The 13,891-nt window shown below is 64.5% G+C and carries 14 protein-coding genes; 1 reads left to right on the plus strand and 13 read right to left on the minus strand.

All coding sequences use genetic code 11. The annotated features are described in order from the left end of the window. The first annotated feature begins 91 nt into the window (after positions 1-91). Complete coding sequence (locus tag DM872_RS08575) at positions 92-400, plus strand: hypothetical protein (RefSeq protein WP_179059072.1); 309 nt, start codon at positions 92-94, stop codon at positions 398-400. Between the two features lie 371 nt (positions 401-771). On the opposite strand, the gene DM872_RS08580 is transcribed toward DM872_RS08575, so the two are convergent. The 13 genes from DM872_RS08580 to DM872_RS08640 all read right to left on the minus strand — a co-directional run bounded on the left by DM872_RS08580 (position 772) and on the right by DM872_RS08640 (position 13,852). Next, positions 772-1,701 carry a LysR family transcriptional regulator gene (locus tag DM872_RS08580; protein WP_179059073.1) on the minus strand — a complete coding sequence of 310 codons (930 nt, stop codon included), beginning with the start codon at positions 1,699-1,701 and terminating at the stop codon, positions 772-774. 152 nt (positions 1,702-1,853) lie between these two features. Then, positions 1,854-2,870, minus strand: a complete 1,017-nt coding sequence (locus DM872_RS08585) for a branched-chain amino acid ABC transporter permease (protein WP_179059074.1) — start codon at positions 2,868-2,870, stop codon at positions 1,854-1,856. After that, entirely contained in the window at positions 2,870-3,733 is an 864-nt protein-coding gene (locus tag DM872_RS08590; protein ID WP_179059075.1) for a branched-chain amino acid ABC transporter permease, read from the minus strand. The genes DM872_RS08585 and DM872_RS08590 overlap by 1 nt, the downstream gene beginning before the upstream one ends. A gap of 2 nt (positions 3,734-3,735) precedes the next feature. Beyond that, positions 3,736-4,437 carry an ABC transporter ATP-binding protein gene (locus tag DM872_RS08595; protein ID WP_179059076.1) on the minus strand — a complete coding sequence of 234 codons (702 nt, stop codon included), beginning with the start codon at positions 4,435-4,437 and terminating at the stop codon, positions 3,736-3,738. A gap of 4 nt (positions 4,438-4,441) precedes the next feature. After that, positions 4,442-5,164 carry an ABC transporter ATP-binding protein gene (locus DM872_RS08600; RefSeq protein ID WP_179059077.1) on the minus strand — a complete coding sequence of 241 codons (723 nt, stop codon included), beginning with the start codon at positions 5,162-5,164 and terminating at the stop codon, positions 4,442-4,444. 137 nt (positions 5,165-5,301) lie between these two features. Then, positions 5,302-6,609 carry an ABC transporter substrate-binding protein gene (locus DM872_RS08605; RefSeq protein WP_179059078.1) on the minus strand — a complete coding sequence of 436 codons (1,308 nt, stop codon included), beginning with the start codon at positions 6,607-6,609 and terminating at the stop codon, positions 5,302-5,304. Positions 6,610-6,689: 80 nt separating this feature from the next. After that, the gene (locus DM872_RS08610; protein ID WP_179059079.1) at positions 6,690-8,039 is read right to left on the minus strand and encodes an outer membrane beta-barrel protein; all 1,350 of its coding nucleotides are present in this window, start codon (positions 8,037-8,039) and stop codon (positions 6,690-6,692) included. Positions 8,040-8,480: 441 nt separating this feature from the next. Then, a complete protein-coding gene (locus DM872_RS08615) occupies positions 8,481-9,371 on the minus strand; it encodes a LysR family transcriptional regulator (protein ID WP_179059080.1) in 891 nt (296 codons plus the stop codon). Between the two features lie 340 nt (positions 9,372-9,711). Next, positions 9,712-10,041 carry a Rieske (2Fe-2S) protein gene (locus DM872_RS08620; protein ID WP_179059081.1) on the minus strand — a complete coding sequence of 110 codons (330 nt, stop codon included), beginning with the start codon at positions 10,039-10,041 and terminating at the stop codon, positions 9,712-9,714. Next, positions 10,038-10,349, minus strand: coding sequence for a YciI family protein (locus DM872_RS08625; RefSeq protein WP_179059082.1), 312 nt, complete (start codon positions 10,347-10,349; stop codon positions 10,038-10,040). The genes DM872_RS08620 and DM872_RS08625 overlap by 4 nt, the downstream gene beginning before the upstream one ends. Continuing rightward, a complete protein-coding gene (locus DM872_RS08630; protein ID WP_179059083.1) occupies positions 10,346-11,221 on the minus strand; it encodes an intradiol ring-cleavage dioxygenase in 876 nt (291 codons plus the stop codon). The genes DM872_RS08625 and DM872_RS08630 overlap by 4 nt, the downstream gene beginning before the upstream one ends. 91 nt (positions 11,222-11,312) lie before the next feature. Next, entirely contained in the window at positions 11,313-12,380 is a 1,068-nt protein-coding gene (locus DM872_RS08635; RefSeq protein WP_179059084.1) for a maleylacetate reductase, read from the minus strand. A gap of 8 nt (positions 12,381-12,388) precedes the next feature. Continuing rightward, positions 12,389-13,852: an aldehyde dehydrogenase family protein gene (locus tag DM872_RS08640; RefSeq protein ID WP_179059085.1), complete on the minus strand. Its 1,464-nt coding sequence runs from the start codon at positions 13,850-13,852 to the stop codon at positions 12,389-12,391. Positions 13,853-13,891: the final 39 nt, after the last annotated feature.

Consider the following 13,891-nt stretch of genomic DNA (forward strand, 5'->3'; position numbering starts at 1 on the left):
AACCATTACCCAGGATCACTTCTTCATCGAAATCACATCAGTAACATGGGCCCCACAGACAAACACCACCCCCAAAACCCAGGTGCCCAAAATGAAAAAGCAAATCCTCGCCAGCCTGTTCTTCGCCAGCCTGTCCGCCTCTGCTTTCGCCCTTTCGGTTGCCGAGGGTGGCGCTGATCGCACCAACGTCCACCGCGTCGCTGAGAGTGGTGCCGAGCGTTCGCAATCCCTGCGGGTTGCTGAAAGTGGTTCCGAGCGTTCCGAGTCCCTGCGGGTTGCCGAAGGTGGCTCCGACCGCACCAAGGCTTTCGACGTCGCTGAAAACGGTTCCGACCGCTCCCAGGCCCTGCGTGTAGCCGAAGGTGGTGCCGACCGCACTGGCGCCAACCGCATCAGCTGATCCTGGAGCAGTTCAGAGGCAGGCAATCACGATGTATGCAAACCCTCGAAAGGCAGAAGGCGCCACCTGTGGCGCCTTCAGTCTTTTTGGGGCTGAGGTTGTGCGATCTGGCACTTCGTAGGATGGGTGGAGCCTGCGATACCCATCGGCTGTGTCTGCACGAAGTGTTGCAAGTAGCCGCATTGCCTGTAGGAGCTGGCTTGCCAGCGAATGGCTCCTTTTCGCTAGCAAGCTAGCTCCTACAAGGCGCCTGGGCCGACTGTCGAACTATCAACTGCACTGCCTGTAGGAGCTGGCTTGCCAGCGAATGGCTCCTTTTCGCTAGCAAGCTAGCTCCTACAAGTTGCCTGAAATAGCCGATGGTTTCCGGATCACGGCTGTACCCACCCACGCTCCAGTAGTGGCCGATCCCAGGCCGGCTCGTCGCTGATGCTCTCCACCAGGAAGTCGATCAGGGTGCGCACCTTCAGCGCCCGACGCTGGGTCGCGGGGTAAACGGCGGAAAAATTGAAGGACGTCAGCGAATAGTCGGTGAGCACCGGCACCAGACGTCCGGCCAGCAGGTCCGCGCTGGCCACCAGGGTCGGCAGGCACACCACACAAGTGCCGGTCACGGCGTAGTCCCGCAGCAGGTGAACCGAGTTGGAACGCACCTGGCCGGTGAGATTGAGCTCCACCTGCTCATCGCCGTTGAACACCCACTTGTTGCGTGACGGGTAGCCCTCGTACAGCGCCACCTTGTGCGCCTGCAAATCCGCCGGCACGCTGGGCGCGCCATGCTTTTCCAGATATTCCGGAGAGGCGCAGAACAGCCGGCGCACCGAGAACAGCTTGCGCTCGATCAGCGACTCGGCCAGTGGCGGGAACATCTGGAAGGCCACATCGAAGCCTTCCTCGATAGGGTCCACCACCCGGTCGTTGACGATCACGTCCACCTCGATATCCGGATACAGGTCCGTGAACTCCGCCAGCAGGCCACCGAAGTGACCAAGAGCGAAGCCCGGCAGCATCTGGATGCGCAGCTTGCCAGTGGGTTTGGCGCGCAGGTCGCGCATCTGCTCGGTGAGGCTGTTGAAGCTCGCCACCATGTCGGCGCATTCCTTGTAGTAGGTCTCCCCGACTTCCGAGAGCCGCACATGGCGCGTGCTGCGGTGAAACAGCGGCGCGCTGATGAACTCTTCCAGTTGCTGGATGCGGTGACTGATGACCGAGCGCGTCACCCCCAGTTGCTGGGCGGCCTTGGCGAAGTTGCCGGTTTCCGCGACGCGGACGAAGGCTTCGATGCTGAGCAGGCGATCCATGTTCGATTCCGATCTGGCAATGAGTTGCAGGATAGAAACATGTGGGGGCGAATTCATTCGCTAAGGGGCGCGAAGCGACCCCAGAACGGCAGTCCTTCGGCCTGCATTGCGAATGAATTCGCCCCCACAGGAAGAGCAATTCGCCCCTGACGTTAGCCTCCAATCAACCGCCGCTGCATCGGGAACAGCTGCCAGCCGAAGCGCTCGCTCACCACACCCCAGACGCCCTGGGGCGCCTTGAGCATCATCAGCACCGCTACGCCACCGAGGATGATCATGTACAGCGCGCCGAACTCCGCGAAGCAGCTGCGCAGGATGAAATAGATCAGCGTGCCGATCAGGGGCCCTTCCAAAGTGCCGATGCCGCCGATGATGACGATGAAGATCACCGCTGCGGTCCAGTCCTGCACGCTGAAGGCGGCGTCCGGCGAGATGCGCAGCTTCTGCAGGAAGATCAGCGCGCCCACCACCCCGGTGCAGCCGGCAGCCAGCACGTAGACCATCAGCTTGGTGCGAAACACGTTGATGCCCAGGCTTCCCGAGGCCGGCTCGGAATCGCGGATCGCGGTCAGCGCCAGGCCCTGGCGGGAGCGCAGCAGCAGGTAGACCACCAGCACCGCGCCGACGGCAATGGCCAGGGCGCTGAAGTACAGCAACATCTCGCGACCATCGCGGCTGCTACCGATCTGCCGCACGATGGACGCCGGCAGGCTCTGCCCGGAGCCACCGCCAAGGCTGCCGACCTGGGCCAGGCCCAGGCGGAACACTTCGGCCACTACCCAGGTGCCGATGGCGAAGTAGGCGCCGCGCAGGCGGAACAGAACCAGCGCGGTGGGCACTGCCAGCAGCGCCACAACCAGCCCGGAGAGGAACACCGCTGCCAGCGGCGGCACGCCCAGTTGTGAAGCCAGTACGAAGAGCAGGTAGCCGCCGAGGCCGACGAAGGCCTGCTGGCCCACGGAAACCATCCCGGCATAGCCCGCCAGCAGGTTCCACATCTGCGCCAGGGCCAGGTAATAGGAAAACTCCACCACCAGGCGCAGCACCGCACGATCCGCCCAGAACGGCAGGGACGCCAGGACCAGCACCAGCACGCCCAGCAGCGCCAGACCGACCTGGCTGCTGCGGGTAGCCCGCTGGACGAGGTAGGCATTGTTCATCGCATTCATCAGTCGACACTCCGGGGGAACAGGCCGCGCGGGCGGAAAACCAGGATCAGCAGGAACACCAGGTGACCGGCGAGGATCTGCCAGCCCGGATCGATGCGCGCACCGACCGCCTGGGCGACGCCGAGGATCACGCCGCCCGCCAGGGTGCCCCAGAGGCTGCCGAGGCCACCGATGATCACCGCCTCGAAGCCGTAGAGCAGGCGCGCCGGGCCGACGCTGGGGTCGAAGCTGGTGCGCACCGCGAGGAACACGCCGGCAATGGACACCACCGCCATCGCCAGGGCCATGGCCAGGCCGAAGATGTGGCGGTTATCGATGCCCATCAGCTGCGCGGTGTGCTGGTCATCCGACGTGGCGCGGAAAGCGCGCCCCAGGCGGGTCTTGTAGAACAGCAGCTGCAATCCACCGATCACCAGCAGCGCGCAACCGAACACCATCAACGGCATGACACCCAGGTTGAGCCCACCGACGGCGACGCTAGCCACTTCCAGCTCGCCCTGGGACAGCTTGCGGCTATCGGCGCTGAAGAATTCCAGCAGGACGTTCTGCAGGATGATCGACATCCCGAAGGTCACCAGCAGCGGCGGCAGGATGTCATTGCCGAGGGTGCGGTTGAGCAGTTGGCGCTGCAGTCCGTAGCCGATCACGAACATCAGCGGCACTACCAGCACCAGGCTGGCCAACGGCGAAAGGCCGAGGGTTTCCACCACCACCAGGGCCAGGTAGGAGGCCAGGACGATGAAGTCGCCATGGGCAATATTGACCAGGCGCATGATGCCGAACATCAGCGACAGGCCGACCGCGAACAGGGCGTAGAGCCCACCGAGAAGTACACCCTGCGCCAGGGTATCTAGCCATTCCATCGTCATGCCTCCGCCAGGCCGAAATAGGCCGCCTTGATCTGCTCCTTGCTCGCCTCGCCCGGCTTGCCGGAGAGCGAGACCCGGCCTTCCTGGAAGCAATAGAAGCGGTCCGCCACGGCCAGGGCCTGGTTGATGTCCTGCTCCACCAGTATTACCGCAGTGCCATCGGCCTTGATCGAGGGCACTGCGGCGTAGATGTCCTTGATGGTGGTGGGCGCCAGCCCCAGGCTGATTTCGTCACAGAGCAGCAGGCTCGGGCTCGACATCAGCGCGCGACCGATGGCGACCATCTGCTGCTGGCCGCCGGACAGCGCGGTGCCGGGGCGCTTGCGCAGGTCGGCCAGCACCGGGAACAGGCTGTAGATGCGTTCCAGGTCCCAGGCGCCCTGGCGTTTGCTGTAGGCGCCGATGAGCAGGTTTTCCTCGACGCTCAGCGATGGGAACAGCTTGCGGCCTTCCGGCACCAGGGCGATGCCGCGTTCAAGTACCCGGTTGGCCGGCAGGTTGCCGATGTACTCGCCCTTGAAACGAATGGCACCGGGGTCATTGCGGATCAACCCGGCCAGCGAACGCAGGAAGGTGGATTTGCCGGCGCCATTGGAGCCGATGATGGCCAGGGTTTCCCCTTCGGCCAGGTCCAGGTCGATGCCGAACAGGGCCTGGAAGTCGCCGTAGCCGGCGCGCAATTTGCGGATCGTCAGCATGCCTTCAGCTCCCGATGCCCATGTAGATTTCCTGCACCTTCGGATTGGCCATGACCGCGTTGGGCTCGCCTTCGTCCAGCTTGCGGCCGAAGTTGATCACCGCCAGGCGGCCAACCACCGCCAGCAGCGCATGGACGATGTGCTCGATCCAGATGATCGCGGTGCCAGAACGGTGGATGCCCTGGATGGTACCTACCAGCTCCAGGCATTCCGGTTCGGTGAGGCCGCCGGCGATCTCGTCGAGCAACAGCAGTTGCGGTCGGGTGGCCAGGGCGCGGGCCATTTCCAGGCGCTTGCGTTCCAGCAGCGTGAGGGAACCGGCCAGGGCGTTGGCCTTCTTCATCAGCCCGGTCAATTCGAGGATGTGAGCGCACCAGGCATGGCCGTCCTTCTCCTTCTGGCCGGCGCCGAACGTGGCGCCCACCAGCAGGTTCTCGAACACGGTCATCTTCACGAACGGATGGGGAATCTGATGGGAGCGGCCGATGCCACGCTGGCAGCGCTTGAACACCGGCTCGCGGGTGACGTCTTCACCCTGGAAGTGAATGCGCCCGCTATCAGCGGCCACGCCGCCGGCGATGAGGTTGAACAGCGTGCTCTTGCCGGCGCCGTTGGGCCCGATGATGCCCAGCGCCTCACCCGGCGCCAGTGCCAGACTGAGATCGTCGGTCACCTTCACCGAGCCGTAGCTCTTGTGCACCTGCTCCAGTACGAGGAGTTGTTGCATGTCGTGATACCTGTTTGCGGCCATGCTGGCCGGAATTCCCAGACTGCATCCGGGCTACGAACTGACATACCGCACGGACAAGCTCCCTCTCCCTCTGGGAGAGGGTTGGGGTGAGGGAAGCCCGCCAGAACTCGGACTCAACCGTAAGTAATCGCCTGCATCTCCCCACCCAGGGGAATCTGCGGCGCGGTCTGGTTGCTGGTGATCACCAGGTCGTAGGTGAAGGGCCCGCCGAGGCGCCACTGGCCGGACACCAGCGGAGTCTTGGCGACGTTCTTCACCGGGCCGTTCTTCCAGCTCACCGGGCCGACCACCGTGTTCAGCTCGGTCTTCAGCAAGGCATCGCGAGTGGCCTCGGGATTACCCACTTCCTCGGTGCGCTGGAGGATGTCCACCGCCAGCTCGAACAGCGCATGGACGAAGCCCAGCGGCTGGGTCCACTGCTTGCCGGTGGCCTTGGTGTAACGCTCGGCGAGCTGCCCGGCAGTGAGGCCGTTGAGGGACGAGCTGAAGGGATGGCTCGGGCTCCACCAGATTTCCGTGGAGAGGTTGTGCCCGGCCTTGCCAAGGGCCTCTACCGCCGACGGGAACAACAGCGCCTTGCCTACCGACATCGCCTTGGGCTGGAAGCCTTGCTGGCGCGCCTGGGTCCAGAAGGTGGTGAGGTCCGGCGGAATGACCACACCGGTGACGATCTCCGCCTCGGCTTTCTTGAAGGCGGAAATCTGCGCGGAGAAATCGTCGGTCAGGCTCTGGAAGCGCCCCGGGTCCACCAGCTGGAAGCCCTTCTGCGCGAGCACAGGCGGGAAGCCCAGCTTGCTGTCGCCCCAGGCATTGCCGTCGCCATCGTTGGGGAACAGTCCGCCAATCACCTTGTTGCCGCCCATACCGCCCCACATGGCGGTGTAGGTGGCGATGACGTCTTCCAGGCCCCAGAAGAAGTGATAGGTCCACTGGAAGCCTTCGTCCGGCTTGCCGCCACGGGTGAAGAACCAGGGTTGCCACGGCGCCACCGTGGAGATGCAGGGGACTTCGTTGATCTCGCACTGGTCCGACACCGGATTGGTGGTTTCCGGTGTGGACGACACCAGCATCAGGTCGATGCCGTCTTCGAGGATCAGCTCGTTGGCCACCTCGGCGGCGCGGTTGGGGTTGGACTGGCTGTCTTTGACGATCACTTCCAGGCGGCAGCGCTGGCCGCCAACGGTGATGCTGTTCTTCAGCACCGAGGCGAGGCTTTCGATGATGTAGCCATCCGCCGCGGCGAAAGGCGCCAGCGGTCCGGTCTGCGGGCTGACATAGCCGATGCGGATGACCTTCTCTGCCGCCAGCAGCGGTCCTGAAGAAAAGCCTGCGAGCAGCGAGCCGCCAGCCACGACGCCGCTGGCCCGCAGGAAATCACGCCGGGAAAGCCCGGCACCGAGGAGTTTCTTGTTGTTGTCCATGACGGATACCTCGACTGGAGAATGAGACCCGGCGCGGGCGCGCAAAGGGCCCGGCTGGGAAGGCAGTAGGTGCGGATGGATCAGAAGAAGACGGTGATGTCGAAGGAGCCGATCAACTGGCTGTCTTCCTGGCCGCCACCGAATGCGTCGCGACCGTTGCCGCTGTGGATGTCGTAGCGCAGCTCGGGGCGCAGGCGAACGTTCGGCACGGGCGTCCAGGCCAGGTTGGTGGTGAAGCCGTAGAAACTGCCCCAGCTCGGGTCGGGAATGCCGGTCTGCGGGTCGATGTTGGCCATCACCACATGCACCGGCGCGTCGGTGTAGAACCACTCGGCGCGGCTGTTCCACATCAGGTTGTCGTCCAGGCGGTGGTACCAGTTGACGTCGGTGCCGTACCAATGGGCGTTGCTCTTGTCGGCGAAACCGGCGAAAGCGGCGTCCTCCTGCTGGCCGTAGTTGAACTCCACCGCGACCCGATTGCGCTCATCGAGCACGTGGGACACGGTCAGGTACGACGCATAGCGGGTCAGGTCCTGGTCATCGGTCCCGGCCGGAATCGGCGAGCCGCAGGCACACTCGGCGAAGCTATCGCCCGCGCCATTGCCGTAGATGTTTTCCCAATCCACCCAGGTGCGGAAGTCCGCCGAACGCCAGCGCAGGTTGGCGATCACGTCCGGGTCGCCATTGGGGTCCTGCATGTTGTTCCAGCCTTGCACCACGCCGAGCTCAAAGCCAAGCATGCTGCCACCCTCCTCCTGCGGCAGCTTGAAGGAGTACAGCGCGCCGGTGTGCTTGGCCGGGCCGTGCATGAAGGAATAGGTGTGGCTGTAGAAGTCCGTGGGCGCCGGACTGGGCAGGGCGAAGCCGATCTCGTTTTCCAGCGGGGTGTGGAACACGCCGAGCATCAGGTTGGAGCCGCCAAGTACCGGGATGTAGAAATCCAGATAGGCCTGGGCGATGTTGAAGTTCTCGTCGTTGGCATCCGCGCTGCGGTTGACGCCCAGGTCTTCGTCGAAGCCGTAGGTCTTGAAGAAGCGCGCGTCCTTGCCATAGAGAGCGGTGACGTTGAAGCCCCAGTCGGCTTCCTGTGGCATCGGGCCGGGGAACGGACCGACGCGACCGATCACATTGCCCTTGGGTGTTTTTTCGATGGCCAGGGCGAACTGGTTGAGGTTGAAGCCTTCGTCATTGTTGAAGAAGGCCTGCTTGCTTACGTCATCGCTGCCGTTGTCGTTGTAGATCCAGCCAGCCTGTGCCCAGCCGTGGACCTTGATGCCGTAATCCTTTTCCAGGCCGTCGCCGAAAGCGCTGCGGAACAGCGAACCGGACGGCCCCGGCTCGGCAGCCTGGGTGAAGGCGGGGAACAGCGCAGCGGCCGCCAGGACCGGTGCGCACAGCGAGGACGCGATAAGGGGCTTGCGAGAGATCATGGCAGCTACCTTGTTGTTATTAGTCAGCCTGAGACCGAGGTGTGCACCGCTGGCAGTGCGGGTCTGGTTGCTCGGTTGGGTCGCAAGCTACAAGCGGCCCTCCCCGCCAACAATTCCGGTTTCGGCGATATGAGTGTTCGTGCTTCGCGAACAATGCTGCGCAGCCGGTGCTAGAGCGGCCGGAGCGGGAACGAAGGGATGCGGCATGGGCGGTTATCGGACGGAATCACAATCGGAGTCGCGTCAAGGCACGGACCGTAGGTTGTGGTTGAGCGATGCGAAGCCCAACATCCCCCGCCCTCGTTGGGCCGCGCTGCGCTTGGCCCGACCTACGAGTGGGTGGCTTGGGATCGCGTCAGGCGCGGACCGTAGGTTGTGGCTGAGCGATGCGAAGCCCAACATCCACGCCTCCGCGTTGGGCCGCGCTGCGCTTGGCCCAACCTACAAGTGGGTGGCGAAGCGCTGCACGAGGAAGTCGATCAAGGCTCGCACCTTGGCCGGCAAGCGGCGACCTGGCGGGCAGACCGCGTAGATTTGCGAACTGGGCAGCGGGAAGTCCCGCAACACTTCTACCAGCCGGCCGCTGGCGAGACCCTCATCCAGCAGGAAGCGCGGCAGCGACACCAGCCCCAGGCCATCCATCGCCGCCTGCACCAGCACTTCGCCGTTGTTCGCGATCAGCCGCGGCCGCACCACCACCGAACGCCACTCGCGCCCCATGAGGAACTGCCACTGGCTGCTGTTCGCGCGGTTCTTGTAGCCCAGGCACTGGTGCTCGCGCAGGTCTTCCGGCACTTCCGGGGTGCCATGGGCCGCCAGGTATTCGGGACTGGCGCAGACCGCATGGGGACAAGGCCCCAGCTCACGGGCCACCAGGGTGGAATCCGGCAGGCGGCCGATGCGCAGGGTGAGGTCGTAACCCTCGTTGACCAGGTCCACGTAGCGGTCGTTGAGGTCCAGTTCCACATCCAGACCGGGATGGGTTCGCATGAATTCGTTGAGCGCCGGCGACAGGTGTTTCAGCCCGAAGGACATGGGTGCGGCGAGGCGCAAGCGTCCGCGCAACTCGCTCTGCAGGCTGCGGGTCGCTTCCTCGGCTTCGGCCAGGTCACGCAGGATGCGCTGGGCGCGCTCGAAATAGTCCAGGCCGGTTTCGGTCAGGCTGAGGCGTCGCGTGGTGCGATTGAACAGCCGGCACTCCAGATGCCGCTCCAGCGCACTCATGCGCCGACTGACCACCGACTTGACGATGTTCAGCCGCTGCGCCGCCGCCGAGAAGCCACCGGTCTCGACCACGACCACGAATACCCGCATGTCTTCGAACAGGTTCATCGCTAACCGCCTGTGAGGAACGAGGGGCCGTTATCACAGGTTTAGCGGATTTGGGCATTGGCATTTGTTAAGGGGCGGTTGTCGTGCGAATCCCTGTAGGGGGGAATTCATTCGCCAAGGGCAGCCCAGCTGACCCCAATGGGCGAACCTTCGGTCCGCATAGCGATTGAAATCGCCCCCACAAAAAAAGCATCGTCGAGACTCGAATCCCCTGTGGGGGCGAATTCATTCGCGAAGGGCGGCGAAGCTGCCCCCTGGGGCATTGGATTGCCGGGCCTTCGGCCCGGTTAGCGAATGAATTCGCCCCCACAAAAAAGCGCAAAAAAACGGCGCCTATCCATCACTGCACCAGCACTACCCTACCTTGCACCACGGCCACCGGTACGGCTTCCAGCCGACTACCGGTGCAAGGGCCTTCGATGCAATGGCCGTCTTCGAAGCGGAACAGCGCACTGTGGTGGGCGCACATCAGTACCTGGCTGCGGTAGGTGGAGAATTCGCCGGGACGGAAGTCCAGCGGCACTGAGAAGTGTGGGCAGCGGTTGTGGTATCCCCAGACTTCTTCGCCACGACGGACCAGTACCAGCGGCTGCGCCCTTCCCTGCAGCGTGGCCTCCAGCGCCAGGGCGCCGCCGTCGACGATGGCCTCCAGCGCGCAAAGCAGTTTCATCCGCGCAGCTCCGGATTGCCCAGGCCCCAGTTCCAGAGGCGGATCTCGATGTGCTCGAACAACCCGGCGCGCACGTAGGGGTCGTCGCCGAGAAAGGCCTGCACCTCGGCCAGGCTCATCGCCTCCACCACCAGCAATGTGCCGTTCATGCGGCCATTGCTGTGGTCCAGCGTCGGACCGCCGAGACGCACCACAACCCGGTGCGGATAGGGATTGCGCAGGTGTTCGCGATGGGCCGGACGCACCTGGTTGCGCAGACTGATCTGGTTCGGCTTGTCAGTGGCGAAGACGGCGAAATACTGGCTCATGACGTTGCGCGCTCAAGCACGAAGTCGTAACTGGCCAGGCGGAACGCATCGCCGATGCCATGCGCGGCCGCCAGCGGATGGTCGCCCTGGCAGGGCTCGTAGACCACCTTGAGCGAATCCTTCACACCGAACACCACATCCGACTCCAGGTAGGGGTCGTCATGGTTGAACAGGTGGGTGACCAGGGTACGCCGACCCTCGGCCATGACCATGAAATGCAGGTGCGCCGGGCGCCACGGGTGGCGGTCGCTGGCCTGGAGCAGGCGTCCCACCGGGCCATCGGTGGGAATGGGGTAGCTCACCGGGACAATGGTCCGGATCGCGAAGCGGCCTTCGGCGTCCGTGCGGTAGCGGCCTCGCAGGTTGGCCAGTGGCTGGTCCGGGTCTTGTCCGGAGTACATGCCGTTTTCCGCGGTCTGCCAGACATCCAGCACGGCGTTGGCGATGGGCTCGCCGGTGGCATCCAGCACCCTGCCCAGCACCAGGGCGGGTTCGCCCGGGGTGAAGGCCATGTTCTCGCCGTGGCCACGCTCCGGCATGCCGGCGATGTAGAAGGGCCCGAACACCGTGGTTTCGGTAGCCGACTCGCAGGCGCGGTGATTGATGGCGTCCACCAGCATGGACAGGCCGATCACATCCGAGAGCAGGATGAATTCCTGGCGCACGGTGCCATCGCACTTCTTGCCGGTATCGGTGAGAAAGCGGATGCCTTCCAGCCATTCGTCCTCGGTCAACTCCACCTCGCTGGCGAACGCGTGGAGATGCCGAACCAGGCTTTGCACCACTTGGCGCAGGCGCGGGTTGGGCGTATTGGCGAAGGCGGCAACCGCCTGTGCGGAAATCTTCGATTCGTTAGTCGGGATGTTGTTCATCTTGTGTGTTCCCGTGGGTCGGTGACGGCGAGTGGCGTGAGAGCACCCTCTCCCCCGGCCCCTTTCCCTGAAGGGAGAGGGGAGTAGTACTTCACGCGGGAGGAAGGCCCTGCCAGGCGCGCAGCAGCATGGTTTCGATGGCGTCACGTTCGAACGGGCGCGGGTTGTAGTAGGGGCTGGCGCAGGCGATTGCGGCGGCTTCCTTCGGCCCTTCCTCGGGCAGCCCGATCTCCGCCAACGAGTCCGGGATGCCGAGCTTCTGATTGAGGGCGAACAGCAGTGGCCCTACCTCCTCCGCTTCTTTCCCGCCCAGCGCGCGGGCGGCGCGACGCAGTGGCTCGGCGGCAGCCTTGCGGTTGTAATGCGCGGCATGGGGCAGCACCACCGAGTGGACCTGCGCATGCGGCAGGTTGAAGGTCCCGCCCAGCGTGTGGCAGAGCTTGTGGTGAATGGCCATGCCCACCGAGCCCAGGCAGATGCCGGCCAGCCAGGCGCCGTAGAGCGCACGGCTGCGGGCGTCGGCGTCGTCCGGATTGGCGACCACGCCCGGCAGGGACTCGGCCAGGGCGCAAATCGACTCTTCCGCCATCAGGCTGATGATGGGGTTGGCGTCCTGAGCGTAGAGCGCTTCCACCGCATGGGCCATCGCGTTCATGCCGGAGCACGCGGAGATCGCCGCTGGCAGGGTCAGGGTCAACTGCGGGTCATAGACCACCGTCTTCGGCAGCACGCGAAAATCGCGCCCGGTCTTCTTCAGGCGGTTCTCGGTGAGGCCGTAGATGGGGGTCATCTCGGAGCCGGCATAGGTCGTCGGCACTGCCAGGATCGGCAGTCCGGATTCCAGGGCAATCGCCTTGCCCAGACCGATGGTGGACCCACCGCCGATGGCGACGCAGCAGTCGGCGCCAAGCCGGACCGCCTCTTCACGCGCGGCACGGGCCACTTCCACCGGCACGTGCATCACCGCCTGCGGATAGACCCCGGCGGAACGCTCTCCGAGTATCGCCGCCACTCGCTCGCCGAGGTGACGCTGCTCCGGAGTGGTGAGGATCAGCGCACGACGAGCACCAAGCTTGTCCAGTTCCTCGGCCAGGGTTTCCAGCTTGCCCCAGCCGAACACCACGCGAGAGGCCAGGCCTTGGTAGATGAAAGGATTCATGCTCAACCTCAACGTTTGAAATGGGGCGGAATCTTCGCGTCCACGTTGACCCACACCGAACGGGCTTCGGTGTAGTCGTGGATCGCCTCGAAGCCCATCTCGCGGCCATAGCCGGACTGGCCCAAACCGCCGAAGGGGCTGCCCGGGCTGACGCGCTTGTAGCAGTTGATCCAGCACATGCCGGCGTGGATGTTCGCCGCCATGCGGTGGGCGCGTTGCAGGTCGCGGGTCCAGAGGCCGCTGCCGAGCCCGTACTGGGTGCCGTTGGCAATTGCCAGGGCTTCTTCATCCGAAGAGAAGCGCAGCACGGTGACGAAGGGGCCGAACACTTCTTCCTGGGCCACACGGTGGTCCGGCTGGGCTTCGACCACGGTGGGCTCGATGTAGTAGCCGTCGGCGAGCGCCGGATCGTTGGGCACCTTGCCGCCAGTGAGAATGCGGCCGCCCTGGGCGCGGGCGATGTCCACATAGTCCAGCACGCGGTCGCGGTGCTGGGCAGAAGTCAGCGGCCCCATCTCGGTGTTCGGGTCCAGCGGACTGCCCAGGCGAATGGAACGAGCCAGGCCGATGAAGCGTTCGAGGAATTCGTCAGCAATACGCTCGTGGAGAATCAGCCGCGAACCGGCTATGCAGGCTTGCCCCTGATTATGGAAGATCGCCCAGGCGGCGCCGTTCACGGCTGCCTCCAGGTTGGCGTCGTCAAAGACGATATTGGCACCCTTCCCGCCCAGCTCCAGTTGCACGCGCTTGAGGTTGCCCTGGGAGGCTTCGACGATGCGCCGGCCGGTGGCGGTCGAGCCCGTGAAGGCGATCTTGCCCACGTCCTCGTGCTCGGCCAGGCGTTGGCCGGCGGTGTGACCGTAACCCGGCACCACGTTGACCACGCCATCGGGGAAACCGACTTCCTTCATCAGCTCGGCGATGCGCAGGGTGGACAGCGGTGTGATCTCCGACGGCTTGATGACCACCGTGTTGCCCGCGGCGAGGGCCGGGCCCATTTTCCAACTGGTGAACATCAGTGGGAAGTTCCACGGCACGATCTGCCCGACCACGCCAATGGGCTTGCGCTGCACATAATTGAGGAAGCCGGTTTCCACCGGGATCACAGCACCTTCGATCTTGTCGGCCATACCACCGAAGTAGCGGAAGCAGCCGGCCGTGCGTGGCACATCCAGGCTGCGGGAATCACGGATCGGGTGACCGGTGTCCAGGGATTCCAGTTGGGCCAGCTCTTCGAGGTGCTCCTCGATCTTGTCCGCCAGCTTCAGCAGCAGGCGGCCGCGCTCGGCGCCCGACAGTGCGGCCCAGGCCGGAAAGGCACGCTTGGCGGCGGCCACGGCCAGGTCGACGTCCTCGGCTTCGGCGGCGGCGATATGGGTGATCAGCGAGCCGTCATGGGGCGACAGGACTTCGATCGTCCCGCCCTTCTGGGCCGGTACGAAGCGGCCATCGATGAAGAGTTGGTTCTGCATGGGTAAAGCTCCCCGGGCGTCGCGACGGAGCGCGACGCC

This window comes from Pseudomonas taiwanensis (genome assembly GCF_013393345.1).
GTDB lineage: Bacteria > Pseudomonadota > Gammaproteobacteria > Pseudomonadales > Pseudomonadaceae > Metapseudomonas > Metapseudomonas resinovorans_C.

Coding starts and splice junctions, on each gene's coding strand:
- DM872_RS08575 (WP_179059072.1), top strand. CDS start 92: ATGAAAAAGCAAATCCTCGCCAGCCTGTTCTTCGCCAGCCTGTCCGCC.
- DM872_RS08580 (WP_179059073.1), bottom strand. CDS start 1,701: ATGGATCGCCTGCTCAGCATCGAAGCCTTCGTCCGCGTCGCGGAAACC.
- DM872_RS08585 (WP_179059074.1), bottom strand. CDS start 2,870: ATGAATGCGATGAACAATGCCTACCTCGTCCAGCGGGCTACCCGCAGC.
- DM872_RS08590 (WP_179059075.1), bottom strand. CDS start 3,733: ATGGAATGGCTAGATACCCTGGCGCAGGGTGTACTTCTCGGTGGGCTC.
- DM872_RS08595 (WP_179059076.1), bottom strand. CDS start 4,437: ATGCTGACGATCCGCAAATTGCGCGCCGGCTACGGCGACTTCCAGGCC.
- DM872_RS08600 (WP_179059077.1), bottom strand. CDS start 5,164: ATGCAACAACTCCTCGTACTGGAGCAGGTGCACAAGAGCTACGGCTCG.
- DM872_RS08605 (WP_179059078.1), bottom strand. CDS start 6,609: ATGGACAACAACAAGAAACTCCTCGGTGCCGGGCTTTCCCGGCGTGAT.
- DM872_RS08610 (WP_179059079.1), bottom strand. CDS start 8,039: ATGATCTCTCGCAAGCCCCTTATCGCGTCCTCGCTGTGCGCACCGGTC.
- DM872_RS08615 (WP_179059080.1), bottom strand. CDS start 9,371: ATGAACCTGTTCGAAGACATGCGGGTATTCGTGGTCGTGGTCGAGACC.
- DM872_RS08620 (WP_179059081.1), bottom strand. CDS start 10,041: ATGAAACTGCTTTGCGCGCTGGAGGCCATCGTCGACGGCGGCGCCCTG.
- DM872_RS08625 (WP_179059082.1), bottom strand. CDS start 10,349: ATGAGCCAGTATTTCGCCGTCTTCGCCACTGACAAGCCGAACCAGATC.
- DM872_RS08630 (WP_179059083.1), bottom strand. CDS start 11,221: ATGAACAACATCCCGACTAACGAATCGAAGATTTCCGCACAGGCGGTT.
- DM872_RS08635 (WP_179059084.1), bottom strand. CDS start 12,380: ATGAATCCTTTCATCTACCAAGGCCTGGCCTCTCGCGTGGTGTTCGGC.
- DM872_RS08640 (WP_179059085.1), bottom strand. CDS start 13,852: ATGCAGAACCAACTCTTCATCGATGGCCGCTTCGTACCGGCCCAGAAG.